General features: G+C 66.4%; 20 protein-coding genes. 12 read left to right on the top strand and 8 right to left on the bottom strand.

The features are described 5' to 3' along the window. Entirely contained in the window at window positions 1-390 is a 390-nt protein-coding gene (locus tag CSAL_RS02880; RefSeq protein ID WP_011505864.1) for a hypothetical protein, read from the top strand. Window positions 391-461: 71 nt separating this feature from the next. Here CSAL_RS02880 and CSAL_RS17770 read toward each other — a convergent pair whose 3' ends face one another. Further along, on the bottom strand, window positions 462-929 hold the full coding sequence (locus CSAL_RS17770; protein WP_011505863.1) for a cold-shock protein: 468 nt from the start codon (window positions 927-929) through the stop codon (window positions 462-464). A gap of 187 nt (window positions 930-1,116) precedes the next feature. Between CSAL_RS17770 and CSAL_RS02870 the strand changes: the two genes are divergently transcribed. After that, window positions 1,117-1,353: a SlyX family protein gene (locus CSAL_RS02870; protein ID WP_011505862.1), complete on the top strand. Its 237-nt coding sequence runs from the start codon at window positions 1,117-1,119 to the stop codon at window positions 1,351-1,353. A gap of 28 nt (window positions 1,354-1,381) precedes the next feature. Here CSAL_RS02870 and CSAL_RS02865 read toward each other — a convergent pair whose 3' ends face one another. Both CSAL_RS02865 and CSAL_RS02860 read right to left on the bottom strand, forming a co-directional pair. Further along, window positions 1,382-2,932: a DHA2 family efflux MFS transporter permease subunit gene (locus tag CSAL_RS02865; protein WP_011505861.1), complete on the bottom strand. Its 1,551-nt coding sequence runs from the start codon at window positions 2,930-2,932 to the stop codon at window positions 1,382-1,384. A gap of 1 nt (window position 2,933) precedes the next feature. Beyond that, on the bottom strand, window positions 2,934-3,986 hold the full coding sequence (locus CSAL_RS02860) for an HlyD family secretion protein (RefSeq protein WP_011505860.1): 1,053 nt from the start codon (window positions 3,984-3,986) through the stop codon (window positions 2,934-2,936). A 194-nt stretch (window positions 3,987-4,180) separates the two neighbouring features. Between CSAL_RS02860 and CSAL_RS02855 the strand changes: the two genes are divergently transcribed. Beyond that, window positions 4,181-5,884, top strand: a complete 1,704-nt coding sequence (locus CSAL_RS02855; RefSeq protein ID WP_011505859.1) for an ABC transporter permease — start codon at window positions 4,181-4,183, stop codon at window positions 5,882-5,884. Here CSAL_RS02855 and CSAL_RS02850 read toward each other — a convergent pair. Then, window positions 5,858-6,979: an ABC transporter ATP-binding protein gene (locus CSAL_RS02850; protein WP_043558925.1), complete on the bottom strand. Its 1,122-nt coding sequence runs from the start codon at window positions 6,977-6,979 to the stop codon at window positions 5,858-5,860. The genes CSAL_RS02855 and CSAL_RS02850 overlap by 27 nt on opposite strands. A gap of 187 nt (window positions 6,980-7,166) precedes the next feature. Between CSAL_RS02850 and CSAL_RS02845 the strand changes: the two genes are divergently transcribed. Beyond that, window positions 7,167-8,192: a Fe(3+) ABC transporter substrate-binding protein gene (locus CSAL_RS02845; protein WP_011505857.1), complete on the top strand. Its 1,026-nt coding sequence runs from the start codon at window positions 7,167-7,169 to the stop codon at window positions 8,190-8,192. A 54-nt stretch (window positions 8,193-8,246) separates the two neighbouring features. Here CSAL_RS02845 and polA read toward each other — a convergent pair whose 3' ends face one another. Further along, the gene (gene polA, locus CSAL_RS02840) at window positions 8,247-11,018 is read right to left on the bottom strand and encodes a DNA polymerase I (RefSeq protein WP_043558922.1); all 2,772 of its coding nucleotides are present in this window, start codon (window positions 11,016-11,018) and stop codon (window positions 8,247-8,249) included. A gap of 180 nt (window positions 11,019-11,198) precedes the next feature. Here polA and CSAL_RS02835 point away from each other — a divergent pair, with 180 nt between their 5' ends. From CSAL_RS02835 to speA, 4 genes are all read left to right on the top strand, one after another. Next, window positions 11,199-11,471: a DUF2782 domain-containing protein gene (locus CSAL_RS02835; protein WP_011505855.1), complete on the top strand. Its 273-nt coding sequence runs from the start codon at window positions 11,199-11,201 to the stop codon at window positions 11,469-11,471. A gap of 99 nt (window positions 11,472-11,570) precedes the next feature. Beyond that, entirely contained in the window at window positions 11,571-12,536 is a 966-nt protein-coding gene (locus CSAL_RS02830; RefSeq protein ID WP_011505854.1) for a homoserine kinase, read from the top strand. A gap of 93 nt (window positions 12,537-12,629) precedes the next feature. Beyond that, window positions 12,630-12,965: a hypothetical protein gene (locus CSAL_RS02825; RefSeq protein ID WP_011505853.1), complete on the top strand. Its 336-nt coding sequence runs from the start codon at window positions 12,630-12,632 to the stop codon at window positions 12,963-12,965. 93 nt (window positions 12,966-13,058) lie between these two features. Continuing rightward, window positions 13,059-14,960 (top strand): biosynthetic arginine decarboxylase, encoded by a 1,902-nt coding sequence (gene speA / locus CSAL_RS02820; RefSeq protein ID WP_011505852.1) that lies wholly within the window; start codon window positions 13,059-13,061, stop codon window positions 14,958-14,960. A gap of 8 nt (window positions 14,961-14,968) precedes the next feature. On the opposite strand, the gene CSAL_RS02815 is transcribed toward speA, so the two are convergent. The 3 genes from CSAL_RS02815 to CSAL_RS02805 all read right to left on the bottom strand — a co-directional run bounded on the left by CSAL_RS02815 (window position 14,969) and on the right by CSAL_RS02805 (window position 17,928). After that, window positions 14,969-15,646, bottom strand: coding sequence for a fumarylacetoacetate hydrolase family protein (locus CSAL_RS02815; RefSeq protein ID WP_011505851.1), 678 nt, complete (start codon window positions 15,644-15,646; stop codon window positions 14,969-14,971). 118 nt (window positions 15,647-15,764) lie between these two features. Then, the gene (gene thpD / locus CSAL_RS02810) at window positions 15,765-16,709 is read right to left on the bottom strand and encodes an ectoine hydroxylase (protein ID WP_011505850.1); all 945 of its coding nucleotides are present in this window, start codon (window positions 16,707-16,709) and stop codon (window positions 15,765-15,767) included. A 205-nt stretch (window positions 16,710-16,914) separates the two neighbouring features. Next, the gene (locus tag CSAL_RS02805; protein ID WP_035414490.1) at window positions 16,915-17,928 is read right to left on the bottom strand and encodes a GlxA family transcriptional regulator; all 1,014 of its coding nucleotides are present in this window, start codon (window positions 17,926-17,928) and stop codon (window positions 16,915-16,917) included. Window positions 17,929-18,057: 129 nt separating this feature from the next. On the opposite strand from CSAL_RS02805, the gene tmpA reads away from it, so the two are divergent. Genes tmpA through CSAL_RS02785 form a run of 4 tightly spaced genes read left to right on the top strand, consistent with a single transcriptional unit; the run spans window position 18,058 to window position 22,350 of the window. Further along, window positions 18,058-19,221, top strand: coding sequence for a 2-trimethylaminoethylphosphonate dioxygenase (gene tmpA / locus CSAL_RS02800; RefSeq protein ID WP_050934485.1), 1,164 nt, complete (start codon window positions 18,058-18,060; stop codon window positions 19,219-19,221). Beyond that, a complete protein-coding gene (locus tag CSAL_RS02795) occupies window positions 19,218-19,796 on the top strand; it encodes an HD domain-containing protein (RefSeq protein ID WP_011505847.1) in 579 nt (192 codons plus the stop codon). Before tmpA ends, CSAL_RS02795 begins: the two co-directional genes overlap by 4 nt. After that, window positions 19,793-21,385, top strand: a complete 1,593-nt coding sequence (locus tag CSAL_RS02790) for a 5-guanidino-2-oxopentanoate decarboxylase (protein ID WP_011505846.1) — start codon at window positions 19,793-19,795, stop codon at window positions 21,383-21,385. Before CSAL_RS02795 ends, CSAL_RS02790 begins: the two co-directional genes overlap by 4 nt. 26 nt (window positions 21,386-21,411) lie before the next feature. Beyond that, window positions 21,412-22,350 (top strand): ABC transporter substrate-binding protein, encoded by a 939-nt coding sequence (locus CSAL_RS02785; protein WP_011505845.1) that lies wholly within the window; start codon window positions 21,412-21,414, stop codon window positions 22,348-22,350. Window positions 22,351-22,355 lie beyond the last annotated feature (5 nt).

The following is a 22,355-nucleotide window of genomic DNA, read 5'->3' as shown; positions in this document are numbered from 1 at the left end:
GTGGAGCGCTATCCCGATATCGAGATCTACCTGGCCAAGACCGACATCGAGGCCATTCAGCAGTGGCTCGACGAGCACCTCGAGGCACCGTCTCCGCTGGTCAAGCGCGGCAAGCATCAGTGGCGGGCCCGGGCCCGTCATGCGGCCAGCGAGATCCCCATCCTGCTGGTGGAAAACGCCGCCGACGGCTTTGCCAGCCTGTGGTTCGACAGCCCGCATACGCCCTGGCCGCGCGACGTGGATTGCGCCCGTGCCGCCGCTCGGACACTGGGCTGCGAGGTACGCTGTTCGCTGGGCGGCTGGCAGCCCGGCGATGAGCCGGATCGCTTCTGGCAGGTGCGCGCGGATGGCGAGGAAGGCGCCATCCACTGGCCGGATCAGGGCCAATAAGGCGCCGCAACGCAAGACGCCCCGCCTGGGCAAGGCGGGGCGTCGTCAGGGCAGGGAAGAAAAGTGTCCGCTCAGGAAATCACGGTCACGTCATCGGCCTGCAGGCCGCGTTCGTTCTCGACGACGTGATAGCGAACCTTCTGGCCTTCCGCTAGGGTGCGATGCCCCTTGCCGCGAATGGCACGAAAATGCACGAACACATCTTCGCCGCTATCACGCGTGATGAAACCGTAGCCCTTGTTGACGTTGAACCATTTCACCTCGCCGATCTCGCGATCGTCGTTTTCCAGCTCCGCCAGGTGCGCCAACTGCGTCGATTGCGGCGCGAGCATCTGCGTGCACAGGGTCCCCAGCAGCAGCAGCGCGAAGACGGCCAGCGCCGTGGCGCTGTAGGCGATGGCGAGACCATCGGCTTCGAGCAGCAGGGAAAACTCCAGCACGCTACCGGTCAGCGTCACGAAAAGGGCGATCAACAGTGGAGATGGAATGGCCAACAGGACACTGATGAGACTGCAACGTAGGAATATCTTACGATTCATGGACCTCGATATCTCTTGTTGTCCGACGGAAACGCTCCTGAACGCCGGGGCGCTCGTGGAGCCGACATGGAGTGCGTAGCGAATACGCCACGCCATTGAACAGGTATTTTCGAACACAACGTCGTTTTCGAACACATTGCATAAGGTGTCATAAATGAACGGTGACACACCGTCGAAAGATTCTAGCATGACCGACGAGGCCACGCGCGACCGCCTCGATGCCCTCGAGACACGTCTGGCCTATCAGGAAGATTGGCTGGATACGCTGGACCGGGCATTGACCGCGCAGGACCGGCGGGTGGCGCACCTCGAGCGCACCAACGCCCTGCTCCGCGAACGTCTGCGCGACCTGCGCCAGAACGTCGAGACGCTGGGCGACGACAGCGCACCGGCCCCACACGACGAGATCCCGCCCCATTACTAGCCGCCGGTCACCGCGGCATGCCGCGCCGTCAGGCGTGAGCGGGACGTTTCAACAGCAGGATCAACGGCGCCACCAGTAGATACAGCATGCCCAGCCACAGGAAAATATCGTTGTAGGCCATGACCATGGCCTGCTCGAGCAGGGTCCGCGACAGCATGCCGAGAGAGGCGGTCTGCGGGTCGCCGGTGGCGGCCAGCAGCTGCTGATATTGCGCCTGGGCGGCATTGACCACCTCGCGACCGCTGTCGATGGCGGGAATCAACTGGTTCCAGTGGTAGTCCTCGCGCCAGTCGCGGATCGTGTCCAGCAGCGCCAGCCCCACCGCGCCGCCCAGGTTGCGCATCACGTTGAACAGGCCGCTGGCGTTGCCGACCTCGCTCGGCGGCAAGGTGCCGAAGGCGATACGCGAGGTGGGAATCAGGCACATCACCAGGCCCACGCCGCGCACCACCTGCGGCCAGAAGAACGCGTCGAACCCGGCCTCGGCGGTCAGGTTGGCATTCATGATGGTGCCGATGCCGGTCAGCGTCATGCCCAGCAACAGCAGCACCCGCAGGTCGACCTTGTCGGAAGCGCGCCCTACCAGGGGAGCGGTCAGGAACATCGCCACCCCGGTCACGATCATGACCTCACCGATCTGCAGCGCCGAATAGCCTCGCACATTGCCCAGGAACAACGGCAGCAGATAGACCAGGCCATAGAGCCCGATGCCTACCACGAACCCCAGCCACGCCCCCACGGCGAAGTTGAGGTTGGCGAAGGCGCGCAAATCGACGATCGGGTGGCGGTGGCGCAGGGTCCGCCAGAAGAATCCCAGCGACGCGAGCGCGCAGACGAAGGCAGCGATGAGGATCGTGCGGCTGGCGAACCAGTCGTCACCGGGGCCTTCTTCGAGCGAAAACTCAAGCGTGCCCAGGAAGAGCGCCAGCAGGGCCAGCCCGATGAGGTCCAGATGCCGCAGGGCACGCCGATCGGGACGATCGATGTCCAGCAACCGCCATACCGCCAGCGACACCAGAACGCCGGGCACCGCGTTGGCCAGGAACAGCCAGTGCCAGCTCGCGAACTCGGTAATGTAACCGCCCACGGTCGGGCCCACCGACGGTGCCAGGGTCGCCACCAGCCCCATCACGGCCTGCACCGAGCCCATCATGCGCCGCGGGAAGACACTGAAGCTGATGGCATAGGCAATGGGGATCATCGCCCCGCCCATGAAGCCCTGAATCGCGCGCAGCACGATCAGCGACTCGATGGAGTTGGCCATGGCACAGCCCAAGCTTGCCAGGGTGAAGCCCAGGCACGAGACCACGAACGCCACCCGGGTGGAAAGGATCCGCGTCAGCATCCCCGACAGCGGGATCATGATGATCTCGGCGATCAGATACGATGTCTGGACCCAGGAGATCTCGTCGGCGCTGGCCGAGACCCCGGCCTGGATCTCGTTGAGGGAACTGGCGACGATCTGGATGTCCAGAATCGCCATGAACATGCCGAACACGGCGGCCACGAAGCCCAGTTGCGTGCGCCGCGAAGGAGCCTCCCGGGGCCCTGACGCCGTATCGGTCACCGCCTCCGCCATGTCAGGCGTCGTCCTCGGGGTCGAGATCGCGCGTATCCACCGTTGGCACCACCGAGAGGCCGTCGCGCAGGCGTCCCAGGGCTTCTTCCGGTCCCGTCACACGGATGCGCACCGGCACCCGCTGCACGATCTTGTTGAAGTTGCCGGTGGCGTTGTCATTCGGCAGCAGACTGAAACGCGAGCCCGTGGCCGGCGCCAGGCTGTCGACGACGCCCTCGAAGGCGATATCGGGATATGCATCGACATGCAGCGAGACCGGCTGTCCCGACCGCATCCGCGCCGTCTGGGTTTCCTTGTAGTTGGCGACGACATACGCCGAGCGGATGGGAACCAGGTGCATCAGCGTCAGCGACGGCTGCGCCAGTGTTCCCACCTCGACCGTCTTGTTGCCGATCACGCCCGCCACCGGTGCCCTCAGACGCGTCTTGTCGAGCTGGTGGCGCGCGTTGTCCAGGTCCGCACGGGCGGCTTCGATGTTGGCCTCGGCACTGTCGCGCTCGGCGTTCAGCACATCGAGCTGCTTGCGCGACGATGCCAGCGTGGCGCGTCGCGCCGCCAGCGTCGCCTCCGCGACCTGCAACGCCGCCTGGTCGTCCTGATATTCCTGCTGTGAGGCGTAGTTCTTTTCCGCCAAGCGTTGCGAGCGCTCGAGATGAAGACGTGCCTGCTCGACATCGGCCTGTGCCGACGTCACCCGGGCCTGGGCCTCCTCGATCGCCGCCTGCTGCTGCTCGACCTGACGCGCGGCACTCACGGCATTGGCCTGGGCCACGGCCAGTGACGCCTGCGCCTGGGCCAGCTGTGACTTGGCATCGCTGGGATCGAGCTTCACCAGGATATCGCCGGCTGCGACCCGCTGGTTGTCGGCGACCGCCACCTCGGCCACGCGCCCCGTGACTTCGGCGCGCACCGCCACGCTGTCGGCGTGCACGTAGGCGTTGTCGGTCTCTTCGAAGAAACGGCCCGTCTGCCACCAGTGCACGCCCCACACCAATGCCAGCACCACCAACACGACCAGTGCCAGCGCCGTATAAAGTCGCTTCTTGATTTTCATAACTCGCGTTCACCGGGCGGACTACAGGGGCGAGTAGGATACACTAATTTGCCCCGACGACGCTTGAGGACACGCCGACGAAACGACACCTCCGCACCCGCTGGGCGATGTCGCCATGCGGAGAAGATGATAGCATTCGCGGTTGTCAGCGAGTCTCACCCGCATCTCATCGCCGCCCGCCAAAGGAACGTGACATGCCACTCTTCGGTAGCCGACCGGCCTTCTTCTTCCGTTCCCGACACCGCCGGCATGTCGACCCCTGGACCCTGGTGACGCTCGGCGTTGCGCTGAGCGTGGCCCTGCCGGTCATCACGGTCCTGGTGCACGTGCTGATTCCCTCGCGGGCGATCTGGGCGCATCTCGCGGATACCGTGCTCACCGGGTACCTCACCAACACCCTCTGGCTGGCGCTGGGCGTCGGCATCGGCACGACCGTCATCGGGACCGGTACCGCCTGGCTGATCGCCATGTGCCGCTTTCCAGGCCGCCGCGTCTTCGAGTGGGCGCTGCTGTTGCCCCTGGCCGTGCCCACTTACGTCATCGCCTACGCCTATACCGACTTCCTGCAGTACGCCGGCCCCCTGCAAGGCGAACTGCGCGCGCTCTTCGGCTGGGGCCACGGGGACTACGTCTTTCCCAATATCCGCTCGCTGGGCGGCGCCACGCTGCTGATCACCCTGGTGCTCTATCCCTACGTCTACCTGCTCACCCGCGCGGCATTCCTCGAACAGTCGGCCTGCGTGCTGGATGTGGGACGCACGCTGGGGCGTGGCCCCTGGCGACTGTTCACGACGGTCGCCGTGCCACTGGCGCGACCGGCGATCATCGGCGGCGTCTCCCTGGTATTGATGGAAACGCTCAACGAGTTCGGCGCGGTGCAGTACTTCGGCGTGGACACCTTCACCACGGGGATCTATCGCACCTGGTTCGGCATGGGCGAACCCGTCGCCGCCGCGCAACTGGCCGCCTGCCTGCTGGCCTTCGTGATCATCGTGGTCGCCCTGGAACGCCTCTCGCGCGGCCGCCGTCGATACTTCCACACTACCGGCCGCTATCGCCAATTGCCGGAGTTCACCCTCCGCGGCTGGCATGCCTGGGGCGCCTGCCTCGCCTGTGCCTTGCCCATCGGCATCGGCTTCGTGCTGCCCGGCGTCATTCTCGCCGACCTCGCCCTGGAGACGGGCGATGACGTTCTCGGCGCCCGGTTCCTGGACTACGCCGGCAACAGCCTCATGCTCGCGGCCCTCGCGGCACTGGTCGCCGTGGGCCTCGCGCTCGTGCTCAGCTATGGCGTGCGCCTGCATCCCGGCCGCACCACCCGGACGGCCACGCGCATCGCCGCCATGGGCTATGCCGTGCCCGGCTCGGTCGTCGCGGTGGGGATTCTGATCCCTCTCACCTGGGTCGACCGCCACCTCTATGCCTGGTTGAACGGTCAGCTCGGCATTGAGACCGGTCTGATACTGAGCGGGACGGCCTTCGTCTTGATATATGCCTATGTCGTGCGCTTTCTGGCGGTATCGTTCAATACCGTGGAAGCGAGCCTGGCCAAGGTCACCCCCGGCATGGATGCGGCGTCCCGCACGCTGGGCCAGACCGCCGGCGGCACCCTCCGGCGCGTTCATACCCCGCTCATGAGAGGCAGCCTGTGGGCGGCCCTGCTGCTGGTCTTCGTCGATGTCATGAAGGAATTGCCCGCGACGGTGATCCTGCGCCCCTTCGATTTCGACACCCTGGCGGTACGCGCGCACAACCTGGCCGCCGACGAGCGCCTGGCGGAGGCCGCCTCGTCATCGTTGGCCATCGTCCTGGTCGGCGTCATTCCCGTCATCCTGCTCAGTCGAGCAATTCGCCACGCGCGCCCCGGGGCCTCAGGCGGGAAACGCGAAGCACTGTGAAGCATCCAGTTCCAAGGCCAGCGACGTGCCGACATCCGGCAGGAAAACGCCAGGCACCTGGGCGTGCAGATGCACCTCGCCACCCCCGCCATCGGCTGCGGCCAGGTGCAGCAGGCTGCTGCGTCCCAGGAGCTTGGCCATGACCACGCGGGCATGCCGGGGCGCAGACGTCTCCACCGCGCTGGCGGCGTGAGCGAGCGGCGTCACACGGATCGCCTCCGGGCGAATCATCACGCGTGCCCGCGCGCCCTCGGCAAGCGTCGGCGCCGCCACCGCACCCGCCGGTGTCGCCACGGCACCGTTGCGGACGTCGCCTGACCACTCGTTGACGGCACCGAAAAACGTCACCACGAAAGGGTCCTGCGGCTGGCAGTACAACTGATAGGGCGTCCCCCACTGCACCACGCGCCCCTCGCGCATCAGGGCGATGCGATCCGCCATGAACATCGCCTCCTCGGGGTCGTGCGTCACCAGCAGCGTCCCGGCTTCTCCCTGCTTGAGCGCATGCAGGGTATCGTCGCGAATCTGTTCGCGCAGGCGCGCATCGAGACTGGAGAACGGCTCGTCCAGCAGCATCAGCTGCGGCGACGGCGCCAGGGCGCGGGCCAGGGCCACGCGCTGCTGCTGTCCGCCCGACAACTGGTGCGGATAGCTTTCGGCGCGGGCCGCCATGCCCAGCTGATCGAGCCAGTGGCGGGCGCGGGCGCGCCGCTGTGACGCCGGCAGGCCATCCAGGCCGAAGGCGACGTTGTCCAGCACACTGAGGTGAGGAAACAGCGCCGCTTCCTGAAACGCCAGGCCGACGCTGCGCTTCTCGGGAGGCACATGACGGCCACCGACCGTGCTGAGCGCCTCGCCTCCCAGGTAGAGTTCGCCATGCTGCAAACGTTCGAGACCGGCCACGAGGCGCAGCACCGTTGTCTTGCCGCAGCCCGACGGCCCCAGCAGACACACCACTTCACCCGGCATCACCTCGAGACTGACCTCTTCCACGGCGACATGCTCGGCATAACGATGGTGCAGCCGGCGCACATCCAGACGAGGAGAAACCGACGCGGCAGTGCATGTGCGGGAGGCATTGAACGGTTGATTCATGGTCAAGGGCCCAGGGACGTCAAGCGATGAGGCGATCGGCAGCCACATGGGCCTGACGCAACCGGTCACCGCCTGTCGTTAAACGATGATTAAACACTGTGAATTGACGCCGCCATCCGATTGGGCTTCAATACACTCGCTAATACGACTTATTATCATTACTAATCATACCACAAGGGGATATCGCATGCCGCAACGCCCACTCGCCTTACCGGCCACCGCACTGCTCGCCGGCGCCATCTTCGCCGGGGACGCCCTGGCCGAAGAGGTCAACATCTACTCCGCGCGCCATTACGATTCCGACCAGGCCCTCTACGACGCCTTTACCGAGAAAACCGGCATCGACGTCAACATACTCGAAGGGGATTCGGACCAGCTCATCGAGCGGATCCGTCGCGAAGGCGCCGCCAGCCCCGCGGACATCATGCTGACCGTCGACGCCGGCCGCCTGTGGCGCGCCGAGCAGGCAGGCGTTTTCCAGGGCATCGAGTCCGATGTGCTGAACGAGCGACTGCCCGACGCCATGCGTCATCCGGAAGGCAAGTGGTTCGGCTTCAGCCAGCGCGTGCGAGCGATCTTCTACGATCCCGACGATGTCGATCCGGCGAACCTCAAACGCTACGAAGATCTCGCCGACCCGCGTTTCGAGGGCGATATCTGCATTCGCTCGTCGAACAACATCTACAACCAGTCCCTGCTCGCCTCGATGATCGCCCACCACGGCATGGACGACGCCGAGGCCTGGGCCCAGGGCGTCGTCGACAACATGGCGCGCGATCCCGAGGGCGGCGATACCGATCAGATTCGCGGCGTGGCCAGCGGCGAGTGCGATATCGCCGTCGCCAATCACTACTATTACGTGCGCTTGCTCGAGTCCGATGACGCCAGTGACCGTGAGGCCGCCGAGAGCGTCGAGATCCTGCTGCCCAACCAGGACGGACGCGGCGCCCACGTCAACGTCGGCGGCGCCGGCGTGGTGGCGGATGCTCCCAATCGGGACAACGCCATCCGCTTCCTGGAGTTCCTCGCTTCCGACGAGGCCCAGCGCCTGTTCGCCGCCGGCAATCACGAGTTCCCCGTCGTCGACGGCGTCGAGGTCGACGGCACTCTCGCGACATGGGGCGACTTCAAGCGAGACGCCCTCAACATCAACGCCCTGGGCGAACACAACCCCGAGGCCATCCGCATCTTCGATCGCGTCGGCTGGCGTTGAGCCCCGCGCCGCGACCTGCCACCACCGGGCCCCGACATCGCCGTGGGCCCGCTCTCAATGCGCTTCGTCCCAGTTGTCGCCGGCGTTGGCTTCGACGGTCAGCGGCACGTCAAGCTTGGCGGCGCCTTCCATGCGCTGGCGAACGGCGTCGGTGAAGGCATCGACCTGCGCCTCCTTGACCTCGAAGACCAGTTCGTCGTGAACCTGCATCACCATCCAGGCGTCGAAGTCGCCTTCGCGTAACCAGCGGTCGACATCGATCATCGCCAGCTTGATGATATCGGCGGCGGTCCCCTGCATCGGCGCATTGATGGCGGTGCGCTCGGCAGCCTGACGCCGGGTCCGGTTCTGGGCATTGATCTCGGGCAGATAGAGGCGACGTCCGAAGACCGTCTCGACGTAACCGTCGTCGGCGGCCTGGGCACGAATGCGTTCCATGAAGCGCGCCACGCCGGGGTAACGATCGAAGTAGCGGTCGATGTAGGTCTGCGCCTGATTGCGCTCGATGTGCAGCTGGCGCCCCAGTCCCCAGGCGCTCATGCCGTAGATCAGACCGAAGTTGATGGCCTTGGCGCTGCGCCGTTGCTCGCCGCTGACGGCGTCGAGCGCCACGCCGAACACTTCCGCCGCGGTGGCGGTATGGATGTCGCGTCCTTCGGCGAAGGCATCGAGCAGTCCCTTGTCGCCGGAAAGATGCGCCATGATGCGCAGCTCGATCTGCGAATAGTCGGCAGCGACGATGCGGTAGCCGGGGCGCGCGACGAAGGCCTGGCGGATCTTGCGGCCTTCTTCGGTACGGATGGGAATGTTCTGCAGGTTGGGGTCGGACGACGACAGGCGCCCGGTGGCCGTCACGGCCTGGTGATAGCTGGTATGCAGCCGCCGCGTGGTGGCATTGACCAGTTGCGGCAGCTTGTCGGTGTAGGTCGACTTCAGCTTGGCGAAGCCGCGATGCTCGATGATCACCTTGGGCAAGGGGTAATCCAGCGCCAGTTCCTCGAGCACCGCCTCGGCGGTGCTGGGCGCGCCCTTGGGCGTCTTCTTGATCACCGGGATCTTGAGCTCATCGAAGAGAATCTCGCCGAGCTGCTTGGGCGAGCCGAGATTGAACTCGCGTCCGGCCAGCTCATAGGCGCGGGTTTCCAGTTCCCGCAGGCGCTTCTCCAGCTCGCGACTCTGCGCGTGCAGGCGCTCGGCATCCAGTGCCACCCCGTTGCGCTCCATGCGCGAGAGCACCGGCACCAGGGGCAGTTCGATGTCGTCCAGCACCGCCGCCAGCCGGCCCTCGCCATCCACGCGCGGGCGCAGTTCCCGGTGCAGCCGCAAGGTGATGTCGACGTCCTCGCAGGCGTAGGGGGCAGCCTGCTCCAGTGCAATCTGGTCGAAGGTCAACTGCTTGGCCCCCTTGCCGGCGATCTCCTCGAAGGAAATGGTCTTCTCGCCGAGGTACTTGAGCGCCAGCGAGTCCATGTCGTGCCGCGTCGCCGTGGCATTGAGCACGTAGGATGCCAGCATGGTGTCCTCGAGCCGTCCCGCGACCTCGATGTCGTAGCGTGCCAGGACGGAAATGTCGTACTTGAGGTTCTGGCCGATCTTGGCCTTGGCGGGGTCTTCCCAGAGCGGCTTGAGCGCGGCGAGCACCGACGCGCGGTCGAGCTGCTCGGGAGCGTCGAGATAGCGGTGCGCCACCGGGATGTAGGCCGCTTCGCCGGCGTCCAGCGACAGGCCGATTCCCACGATATCGGCCTCCATGTAATTGAGGCTGGTGGTTTCCAGGTCGAAGCAGAAGATGTCCGCCTCGCCCAGGCGCGCAAGCCAGGCATCGAAGGCCTCGCGGGTGACGATGACGTGATCCGTGCGCGACGTCGCCTCGGCAGTACTCGCCACGGGCCCCTGCGCGGCATCCACCGCATCGCCCGAACCGACATCGTCGACGCCCTCGTCGCGCCCCTCGAGCAGCTCGTTCAGCCAGTTCTTGAATTCCAGCTCGGTGTACAGCGTCTTGAGCGCCTCGCGGTCGGGGTGCGCGATATCCAGGTCATCGAGCCCCACCGGCAGCTCGCAGTCGGTCTTGATGGTGGCCAGTTGATACGACAGGAAGGCCTGCTCACGGTTGGCCTCGAGCTTCTTGGGCATCGTCTTGGCGCCGCGAAACGACAGCGTGGTGACACGCTCGAGGTCGGCGTAGATGGTGTCCAGCCCGCCCTGCATGCCTTGCAGCAGGCCGAGCGCCGTCTTCTCGCCGACGCCGGGCACGCCGGGGATATTGTCGACCTTGTCGCCCATCAGGGCCAGGAAGTCGATGACCAGCGACGGCGGAATGCCGAATTTTTCCTCGACGCCGGCCACGTCGAGCGTCTCGCCCTTCATGGTGTTGACCAGCGTGATGTGGGCATTGACGAGCTGCGCCATGTCCTTGTCACCGGTGGAAATCACCGCGTCGCGCCCCGCCTCGGTGGCCTGGCGTGCCAGGGTGCCGATCACGTCGTCGGCCTCGACGCCCTCGATGCACAACAGCGGCAGGCCCAGCGCGCGAATGCAGTCGTGCAGGGGCTCGACCTGCGGGCGCAGATCGTCGGGCATCGGCGGACGGTGCGCCTTGTACTCGGCGTAGATATCGTCGCGGAAGGTCTTGCCCTTGGCATCGAAGACCACCGCCATGGGACTTTGTGGATACTGCTTGATCAGGCTCTTGAGCATGTTGAGCACGCCCTTCACCGCCCCGGTGGGGTTCCCCTTGGACGTGGTCAGCGGCGGCAAGGCATGAAAAGCCCGATACAGATACGACGAGCCGTCGACGAGAACGATGGGGGGCGTATTGGCCATGACATCAGCATCCATTGGAAATTCGCGATGCCACCATGATACGCAAGGCGTTGCGCAGCGTCAGGCGAAACCCGCTTTCACATGGGCGCACCCGACGGATTGTGGGATAATTCCCTCATCCCGACCTCATGGGCCAATCGGGGCGCACCACGCGCTCCCCCACCCGCCGAGGAGATCGACATGCAGCGCTCACGAATACTGCCTCCGCTGATATTGGGCCTTTGCCTCGGGGTCATCGCGCCCCCGGTCGTCGCGCAGCAACCCGAGATCACCGTGCGCCAGGACGACGCGCGCACCATCAAGGAATACCGCGTCAACGGCAAACTCTATGCCATCGAGATCATGCCTCGCGACGGTAGTGACTACTACCTGGTGGACGACGACGGCGACGGCAACTTCGAGCACAGCGACAGCGCCGACCTCGAGGTCCCCGATTGGGTCACGGGGGACTGAGCGCCCGGCCGCGCCATACGATGGCCCCGAAACCCGGCGGTAGGACTGCCTGCGCCAAGCCGCTACAATAGCGCGCTTGGCAACCCGGGCGAGAGACACATGGCCGTATTCACTCCTTTGACCGAGACGCAGGTCGCGAGCTTTCTCGAGCGCTTCGACGTGGGCGCGTTACGCGCGCTGGAAGGCGTTCCCAGCGGCACGGAGAACTCCACCTTCTTCGTCACCACCGACCGCGACCGCTTCGTGCTCACGCTCTTCGAACAAGGGGAAAGCGACGAGCTGCCCTTCTTCGTGGCGCTGCTCGACTATCTCGCCGAGCACCGCCTGCCCGTACCGGGGCCCGTTCACGACCGTGACGGCGTTGCCCTGCAGCAACTCGCCGAACGCCCGGCTCTGCTGTTTCCGCGCCTGCCCGGGCGACACCCCGAAGCGCCCACGCTCGCCCAGTGCCATGCCCTCGGCGACGCTCTGGGGCGCATGCACAAGGTGTCCCAGCGTTTCGAGGGCCAGCGTCCCAATCCCCGGGACCTGCACTGGCTGGCCAGCGCGCAGCACAAGGTCATGAGCTATCTCGCCGCGGACGACCAGCGCCTGATGGGCGACGAGATCGACGCCTACCAGGTCGCGTTCGGCGATGCCTCGCCGCTCCCCCAGGGCGCGATCCATGGCGACCTGTTTCGCGACAACACCCTTTTCGACGGCGACCGGCTGGGCGGCATCATCGATTTCTACAACGGCTGCACAGGCGATCTGCTCTTCGACCTCGCCATCGTCGTCAACGACTGGGCCAGCGACGCGGACGGTCACCTCGACCGGGAACGCTACACGGCCCTGCTCGCGGCCTACCAGGCTCGCCGCCCGCTGACCGCGACCGAGCGCGAGCTGTGGCCGATGATGCTGCGCATGACGGCACTGCGATACTGGCTGTCGCGACTGCTGGTGGTCTATGTCGATCCGCCCGCGCACGACCTGACGCCCAAGGATCCCGGCGAGTATCGTCGTCTCCTGCTGACCCGGCTCGCGCATGGCGCACCGCCTCTGCCAGCGCCGGTGTCGTCGACATGACGCCAGCGTAAGCATTCTTTAAGAAACCCGGCATAAGGTAGAGGCGTCATCGAAGGCGGGGCACGCCGCCACGCCCACCGAGGGAGCCTCCTTATGTCGACCTTCATCCGCCGCCTCACCGCTGTCTCGCCCGCCCGCAACGGCATGTCGAGCCTTCTGCACGGCATGCGCCGGGCGGGTGCCTCGCTGGCCCTGGCGTTCGCCAGCCTGGCCTTGATGTCGCAGGGTCCCGTGATCGCCCTGCTCGTCATCTTTGCCCTGGGCACGGGCTTGCTGGGGCGTGCCTGCCGTCCCGGCGACGGCGAGACGCTCCCGGCTTCCGAATCCTGCGGCGGAAGGCCATGGGCCGACGCCTTGAACGGCGAGACGCTGGCAACCCTCGGCATGGCCAGCGCCGCCACTCTGGTGGTGCTGTTTCTCCTTCACTGAGCACGCCGGCGCCTCTTTGCAGCCCCGCACGCGGGCGGCATAATGCCAGCCCGTTCGTTCACCGGGCCGCGCCGGCCCGCCCAGGAGTGCGCCATGACCTCGCCCGCCGTTCAGGCCCGCCGCACCTACAACATCGATCAGTGGGGCAGCGGCTACTTCGATGTCGACGATGCCGGCCATGCCGTCGTGTGCCCTCGCGGCGACGAGCGCGGCGGCCCCGCCCTGCCGCTCAATGCCCTGGTCGAGGAATTGCGTCGTGCCGGCCTGCGCCTGCCGGTGCTGGTGCGTTTCACCGACATCCTGCATGACCGGGTCGAACGGCTGTGCGGCGCCTTCGACAGTGCCATGCACGACGAGGCTTATCATGGCGGCTACACCGCCGTGTATCCCATCAAGGTCAACCAGCAGCGTCGCGTGGTCGAGGAAATCCTCGCCACCCAGGCACGCGGCCACGGCCGCGTCGGGCTCGAGGCCGGCAGCAAGCCGGAACTGCTCGCGGTACTCGCGCTTTCCGGCGACGGCCCTTCGCTGATCGTCTGCAACGGCTACAAGGATCGCGAATACGTGCGCCTGGCGCTGATGGGCGAGAAGCTCGGCCACCGCGTCTACCTGGTGGTCGAAAAACACTCCGAGCTCACCCTGATCCTCGAGGAGGCCCGGCGGCTCGACGTGACGCCGCGCATCGGACTGCGCGCCCGCCTGTCCTCGGTGGGCAAGGGCAAGTGGCAGAACACCGGCGGCGAGAAATCCAAGTTCGGACTCACCGCCAGCCAGATCCTCGACGTGGTCGAGCGGCTGGACGCCGCCGGCGCGCTTGCCAGCCTGCAGCTGGTGCACTTCCATCTCGGTTCGCAGATCGCCAACATCCGCGATATCCAGCGCGGCCTGCGCGAATGCGCCCGGTTCTACCAGAGCCTGCGCGCCCTGGGCGCCCCGGTGGACACCGTCGATGTCGGTGGCGGACTGGGCGTCGACTACGAAGGCACCCGGTCGCGCAGCTTCTGCTCGATCAACTACTCGATGCACGAATATGCCAGCAACGTGGTCTGGGCCTTCCGCCAGATCTGCGATGCCGAGAACCTCCCGCACCCGCACCTGATCTCCGAGTCGGGACGTGCATTGACCGCGCACCACGCAGTGCTGATCACCAACGTCATCGGCGAGGAGCGTCTCAGCGACACGCCCCCCGAGCGTCGTCTGGAAGGCGACGCCGAGCTCGACGAGTTATGGCGCGTCTATGCCAAGCTGGATACCGCGCAGGAGCCGCGCGGCCTCGCCGAGGCCTATCATGACGTGGTGCAGGCCATCGGCGAACTGCAGGACCGCTTCGTGCTGGGGCTGGCGAGCCTCGAGGCGCGCGCCGAAGGGGAAGCCGTGTATGTCGCTGCCTGCCAACGGCTGCGCAGACGGCTCGACCCGCGCAACCGCGCGCACCGCGAGATCGCCGACGAACTGGCCGAGAAGCTCGCCGACAAGCTCTTCGTCAACTTCTCGCTGTTCCAGTCGGTACCCGACGTCTGGGGCATCGACCAGGTATTTCCGGTGCTGCCGCTCACCGGCCTCGACCGTCCGCCCACACGGCGTGGCGTGATTCAGGACATCACCTGCGACAGCGACGGCCGCATCGATTGCTACGTCGACGGCCAGGGGCTGGAAGCGACCTTGCCGCTCCCCGAGTGGCAGGACGACGAGGACAAGCTGCTGGGGCTGTTCCTGGTCGGCGCCTACCAGGAAATCCTCGGCGACCTGCACAACCTGTTCGGCGACACCGACGCCGTGGACGCCACGCTGGACGCCGACGGCCACTGGCGGCTCAGTCACCGCCAGCATGGCGACACCGTCGCCGATGTACTGGGCTACGTGAACTTCGATGCCGACGAGCTCCGCCAGCGTCTCTCCCGACAGCTTCAGGACAGCGCCTTGAGCGACACCCAGCGCGACGAGTTCATGCACGACCTGGCCGCCGGCCTGGAAGGTTATACCTACCTGGAGTGACTCGCCGGTCACCGCGTTCGGGTGGAGACCTCCAGCCCGAACGAGGCCTGCAGCGACAAGCGCGCGTTGCGCGGCAAGGGGCCCACACCGGCCGGCGTCCCGGTGAGCACGACATCGCCGGGCTGCAACGTGAAGTGGCGCGACATCTCGGCCAGCAACTCGGGAATCGCGAACAGCATGTCACGCGTCTCGCCGGTCTGACGGCGCTCGCCGTCGATATCCAGCGTGAAGCGCAATGCCGCCCAGTCGGGCACCTCGTGCAACGCCACGAACGGTGACAGCGGACAGGCCCCGTCGAAGGCCTTGGCGATTTCCCAGGGGTGCCCCTTTTCCTTCAATTGCGACTGCACGTCGCGCAGCGTCAGGTCCAGCGCCAGCCCGAGGCCCGCGACCGCTTGCTGCGCGGCTTCGGCACTCGCCCCGCTCAGACGCTTGCCGATCAGCAGCGCCAGCTCCGTCTCGAAATGTACCTCGCCACGCGTGAATGGCTCAGCGATGTCATGTGCCATGGGCACCGCGCTGGTGGCAGGCTTGATGAATAGCAGCGGCGCACTGGGCACCGGGTTGTCGAGTTCACGGGCGTGCTCGGCGTAGTTGCGCCCCACGCAGACGATCTTGCCCAGCATATGGGGAAAGACACCGCCATCGGCCAGGCGAGTCACGAACGGTTGGGCCGGGATGGACATGCAGACTCCTTGGCAATCAAAAAGCGCCGTGGCGCGAAGACTCGAGTCTAACGCGACCGCCGGCGCTTCACACTGCGACCTCCGGGGAGGTCTCTTGCTCGCCTGTCATGGCATGGCGTCAATGCGTGTCCGGTGTCCAGACCTCATCCGGCGCGTGCGCCAGGAAGGACGGCCGCGGCCGCTTGGCCCCGTATGGCGCGTGACAGGCGTTGTCGCGCCGGTTGTAGACGAAGAAGGCATTGCTGCGCGGATCGGGCGACATGTTGGCATTGGAGCCATGCAGCGTATTGCAGTCGAACAGCAGTAGCCCGCCGGCCGCCCCCGTCGGGGCCTCGATGCCGTTGGCGCCGATCAAGCGTCGCAGTGCCTCGTGGCTGGGCACGCCGAACTCCTGGCTCTTCAGCGACTGCTTGTGATGATCCTCCGGCGTCTCGCCGAGGCAATGCACGAATACCTTGTGCGACCCGGGGATCAGCATCAGCGGGCCGTTGTAGTGATGATTGTCGGTCAACACGATGGAGGCACTGACCGCATGCATCTCCGGCATGCCGTCTTCGGCGTGCCAGGTCTCGAAGTCCGAGTGCCAGTTGAACCCCTTGCCATGGAAACCGGGCTTGTAGTTGATCCGCGACTGGTGCACGTAGACGTCACCGCCCACGATCTGGCGGGCCCGCCCGGTCAGGCGCGGATCCTCGGCCAGGCGCCGGAACCTCTCGGAGAGAAAGTGCACGGCAAACAGCGACCGGATCTCCTGGCTGTCGGGCTCGGTGATGCTGAAATCGCGGCCGCGGAAATCGTCGCGCTCCAGCAGCGCGGCAAGCTCGCGGCGCAATTCACCGACCTCGTCGTCGGCCAGAAAATGGGGTTCGAACAAAAAGCCGTCGCGCTCGAAACGCGCCAGCTGGTCGCGACTCAGCGGTCCATCCTCGGCGCGCCCCTTGACCACGGCATCCTTGCGGTCTTGCCAAAGCGAACCAGTGGCATCGCTCAGGCGGGTGGGGTACGCATCGAACGCGTTGCCGAATGTCACGTCTTCATGTCGAAATGCGCTTTGCACTGACATCCAATCACCTCCTGGGTTTGTGATCAGGTTCAGTCCTCGCCCATCGAAAGAAGGCAGTCTGTCGGTCGTCTTCATTCCTGAGTTGGTGAGACGGAGAAATATCCTAGCCAACCCGACATAACTTGCAAGAGGAGAAACAAGGGCTACGTGAAAACTCCTGGTTATATCGATCGGCGCCCTTCCCGGCTCGGGGCACCGCCAAGGGTCACACGGTACCGCGCTCGGCCGTCACGCTCGGGCGCTCGCCGAAGCGGGCCTGGTAGGCGCGCGAGAAGTGGGCCAGATGCACGAAGCCGCTGCTCAGCGCGGCCTCGGTGACACGGCAGCGGCTATCGGCGAGCAGGCGCCGCGCATAGTCCAGGCGCATGCCCAGGTAGCACTGCTTGGGGGTTTCTCCGAAATGTGCCACGAAGAGGCGCGTCAGCTGACGCTGCGACTGTCCCGCCAGGCGGCAGATCTCGGGCATCGGCAGTACCTGGTCGAGGTGGGCCTCCATCACCGCCAGCGCCCGCACCACGCTACGCGGCAAGTCCTCCAGGGTACGCGCGGCGCCGGCCTTCCAGGCCTCTTCTTCGGAGACGCGCTGGTGCACCAGCTGACGTCCCACGGCATTGGCCAGCGCCGGCCCGTAATCGTGCTCGATCCATTGCAGCATCATGTCGATGCCTGCCGCCCCGCCCGAGCCGGTCAGGCGCTGTCCGGCGAACTCGAAGCGCGCCTCGCTGACGGCGATGTGGGGAAACTCCGCCCGGAACGCCGGCACGCTCTCCCAGTGCAGTGCCACGCGATGATGATCGAGCAGCCCTGCCCGCGCCAGGATGAAAGGCGCCGTATCGAGGCCGCCGACACGCCCGCCATGGGCCGCGACGTGGCGCAGCACCGCGCGCTCGGCGCTGGTCACGCTGACTTCCGGCTGATAGGACGAGATCACCATCAGCAGCTCGCCGTGGCAATGCGCATCCAGGGGGCCGTCCACCTCGATGCGCACCCCGTTGCTGGCCACCACCGCCTCGCCGTCCGCCGACAACAACCGCCATGCGAAGAGCGTGCGCCCGAACCGATTGGCCACGCGCAGCGGTTCGAGCAGGCAGAACAATGTCAGCATCGAGAAATTGGGCACGACCCAGACATCCACGGTATGCGCCGCTTCTCCGGGCCGAGGGACCGGTGGTTGCTCGGGGCGTGGATAGGGCCAGTCGGTGGTCGAGAGCTCACTCATGGCGAAAATCATCTATTAAATGACGATTTAGTGCAAATACCCTGCCTGCAACCCGCCTAGGGTAGGGAAATGTCTTGGCCCGCGAGCCAAGCGGTTACGAATCCATGCCAGCAGTGGAGAGCACCGTTCATGTTCATTTCCGCCGACGTCGAACTCAAGGACGAGGGGCGCCGCCTGATCCTGCATGCCGCCGGTCAGCGTCGCGAATTCGCCGCCCTCTGGCTGCGCGAGCGGGCGCCGGACGACACCACGCTCGACACCCGCACCGGACAGCGCCTGATCGAGGCCGCGCAACTGCCCCTGACGTTGTGCGCCGAGACCGCAAGCTGCGAGGCAGACTCCCTGCACGTACGCTTCAGCGACGGTCACGCCACGGCCTATGCCCTGAACGACCTGCTCCTCGACACCGACGCCGATCACGCCGAGGTCGAGCCCGGCCTGCGTCTGTGGGACGCCGGTCTCGACGCGCTGCCCCAGGCGACCTTCGCTTCGGCGCTCGAGGACGACGGTGCCCTGCTGGCCATGCTCGAGGACCTGCACCGCTACGGCTTCGTCAAGGTCAGCGGCGTGCCCTGCGAGGCAGACGGCATGCAGCCGTTGATCGACCGTATCGGCCCGTTGCGCCGCACCAACTGGGGCGGCATCGCCGACGTCAAGTCGGTGGCCAACGCGTTTGACCTCACCATGACGCAACGAGGCCTCGAGCCGCATACCGACAACCCCTATCGCGATCCGATCCCCGGCTATATCTGGCTGCACTGCCTGAGCAACGCCGCCGACGGGGGCGACAGCACGCTGACCGATGGTTTCATGGCGGCACAGCGTCTCAAGGCCGAGGCGCCCGAGGATTTCGCATGCCTGACGCGTCTCTCGCCACGCTTCCGCTACACCGACGCCACCACCGACCTGGAAAGCGAGGGACCGCTGATCGAACTCGACAGCCGAGGACGTCTGGCGCGCGTGCGCTACTCCAATCGCACCGAGCGCATCGCGGCCCACGACGCGGCGCTGCTCGAGCGTTACTACGCCGCGCGTCAGCGGTTCTATCGCCTGATCACCGACGAGGCATTGACCGTGCATCTCAAGCTCGGGCCGGGCGACATGCTGATCATGGACAACTATCGGCTGCTGCACGGCCGCACCGCGTACCAGCTCGAAGGGGGCGTGCGTCACCTGCGCCAGGGCTATGTGGATCGCGACAGTACCGCCAGCCGGCGCCGCGTGCTCGGCGCCCAGCTCGCCGGAAACGCGCGGCCTGGCGCATCGCATACCGCTCAAGGAGTCAACCCATGAACCAGGCGACCTTCACCCGTTTCGATGAAAGCACCCGCGCCGACTGGGCATTGATCGACGCGCATTTCCAGCACTACCAGAACGATGCCAGCCGACGCGTGCTCGAGCACCTGCTGCGCCTCAAGGGCGATACCCACGGCTATCCCGTCGACCGTTACGAGCATTGCCTGCAAACCGCCACCCGCGCGCTGGAAGCGGGCGCCGACGAGGAGACCGTGATCTGCGCCCTGCTCCACGACATCGGCGACGACCTGGCTCCCGCCAATCATGCGGAAATCGCCGCGGCGATCCTCGAACCCTTCATCGATCCGCTCAATGTGTGGATGATTCGCCATCACGAGCTGTTCCAGGGGTATCACTACCGCGCCTTCTACGGCATGGATCCCCATGCGCGCGAGGCCTATCGCGATCACCCTGCCTACGCGCGCACCGTGCGCTTCTGCGACGAGTGGGACCAGTGCGCCTTCGATCCCGACTACCCCACGCGGCCTCTCGAGGACTTCATCCCCATGGTCGAACGTGTCATGTCACGCCCGCCATTCGGCGAAACCACCAGCGTCGAGGACCCGGCATGACCCAGTGCGCCCATCGCCTTCTTGAGCTGCTCGTCGCTCACGGCATCGAGACCGTCTTCGGCATTCCCGGCGTGCATACCGTCGAGCTGTATCGCGGTCTGCCCGACAGCGGTCTGCGCCACGTGACCCCGCGCCACGAGCAAGGGGCCGGCTTCATGGCCGACGGTTACGCCCGCGCGACCGGCAAGCCGGCCGCCTGCTTCATCATCAGCGGTCCGGGCATGACCAACATCGCCACCGCCATGGGCCAGGCACTCGCCGACTCGGTGCCCATGCTGGTGATTTCCAGCGTCAATCGGCGCGACACCCTGGGTCGTGGCCAGGGCCGCCTGCACGAACTGCCCGATCAGCAACACACCCTGTCCGGGGTCAGCGTGTTCAGCCATACCCTGCAGACGCCCGAGGCCCTGCCCGAGGTGCTGGGACGCGCCTTTGCCGTCTTCAAGAGCGCCCGCCCCGGCCCCGTGCACATCGAAATCCCGCTCGACGTGATGGCCTTGCCCGCGCCCGAGACCCGGCCGCGCATCGCCGAGGTCTTTCCGCCGACGGCTCCCGATGCCGCACTGGCCTGGGCCGCCGACTGGCTCGCCGACGCCGAACGTCCGCTGGTGCTGCTGGGGGGCGGCTGCGTCGCTGCCGGCGACGCGGTACGCACCCTGGTCGAACGCCTCGACGCTCCCGCCATGACCACCATCAACGCCAAGGGCGTGCTGGGATGCGATCACCCGCTCGACCTCGGCGCCTGCGCGAGCCTGCCCGCCGGCCGTGAACTCGCCCGCCACGCCGATGTGGTGCTGGCGCTGGGCACCGAACTCGGTGAGACTGACTACGACCTGACCTTCGATGGCGGCTTCCGGCTCGATGGCCGGCTGATCCGCGTGGACATCGATGCCCAGCAGCTGGCGCGCAATCACGCCACCGACCTCGCCCTGCTGGCCGACGTCGGCGAAGTGGCCCTGGGATTGCTCGAACGCCTGCCCCATCAGGCCTCGCGCGAGGGCGCCGCCCGCGTCGCCGACACCCGGGCGGCGCTGGCACTGCGCGACGCCGACGATGTCGCCCCCTATGCCGACTTCCTCGACACCCTGCGCGAGGCATTGCCCGACGCCACCATCGTCGGCGACTCCACCGGACCGGTATATGCCGGCAACTTCATCGCCGAGATGCCCGCGCCACGCCGCTGGTTCAACGCCGCCACCGGCTACGGCACGCTCGGCTACGGGCTGCCCGCCGCCCTGGGTGCGGCCCTGGGCGTGCCCGAGCGGCCGGTGATCGCACTGGTCGGAGACGGCGGGCTCATGTTCACCCTCGCTGAAATCGCCACCGCGCGCGAGGCCGGCGTGCCCCTGGCGATCGTGATCTGGAACAACGCGGGGTATGGCGAGATCCGCCGCTACATGGATGCCCAGGATGTGCCGCGTCTCGGCGTCGATCTTGCCGCGCCGGATTTCGTGACACTGGCCCGGTCGATGGACTGCCACGGCGTGCGCGTCTCGACGCGTACCGCGCTGCACCAGGCACTTCAGGCGTCGCGCCAGGCGCCGGGGCCGACCCTGATCGACGTCGAGGCCGACAGATGGTCCGCTTGAATTCATCGTATTCACCAGGAGACATCATGCGACGCACCACCACGCGGCTGATGGCCGCCCTTGCCCTGCTGCCCCTGGCAGCCCACGCCCATGCCACCGACGAGGCCACCCAGGTCTCCTTCGTCGCGCCGCCGTGGCCCGGCGTCACGGTCAAGACCGAAATCATGGCGCAGATCCTGGCCCCGCTGGGCTATACCAACGAGCGCCAGGAGCTCAGCAGCACGGTGGGCTACAAGACCTTGCAAACCGGCGACAGCGACGTCTTCCTCGCCGGCTGGCTCCCCGCCCAGCAGGACAGCTACGACGCCGCGATGGACGACGGCACCATCGTCGATCTGGGCAACAACGTCACCGGCGCGCGCATGGGCTTCGCGGTCCCCGGCTATGTCTTCGATGCCGGCGTGACCAGCGCCGAGCAGCTCGACGATCCCGAGAACCGCGAACGTTTCGAGGGCCGCTACTATTCCATCGAGTCGGGCTCGACGGTCAGCGACTTCATCAACGACGCCAAACGCAACGACACCTACGGCCTGGGCGACTGGGAACTACTGGAGTCCTCGACCCCCGGCATGCTCAGCGCCGTGCGCAGCGCCTACGACGAGAAGCGCTGGGTCGCCTTCTACGGCTGGACGCCGCACTGGATGGTGCCGGAATTCGACATGCATATCCTCGACGACCCTGAAGGCATCTATGGCGAGAACCAGGGCCGCAGCGACGTGCGCACCATCGTCGCCAAGTCCTTCAGCGAGGCCAACCCCAACCTCATGCGGCTGCTCGACCAGTTCGTGCTGACCGCCGAGCAGCAAAGCGACTTCATTCGCGAATACGGCCTGGAAGAACGCGAGCTCGAGACGGTGGCCCGCGAGTGGCTGCAAGCGCACCCCGATGAACTGGCCGACTTCCTGGAAGGCGTCACCACCCGTGACGGCGAGCCCGGCCTGGCCGCCGTCAAGGCCAGCCTGTAACGCAC

The sequence above is a fragment of the Chromohalobacter israelensis DSM 3043 genome (assembly GCF_000055785.1).
GTDB lineage: Bacteria > Pseudomonadota > Gammaproteobacteria > Pseudomonadales > Halomonadaceae > Chromohalobacter > Chromohalobacter israelensis.
This window is presented reverse-complemented; position numbering and strand designations above follow the sequence as displayed.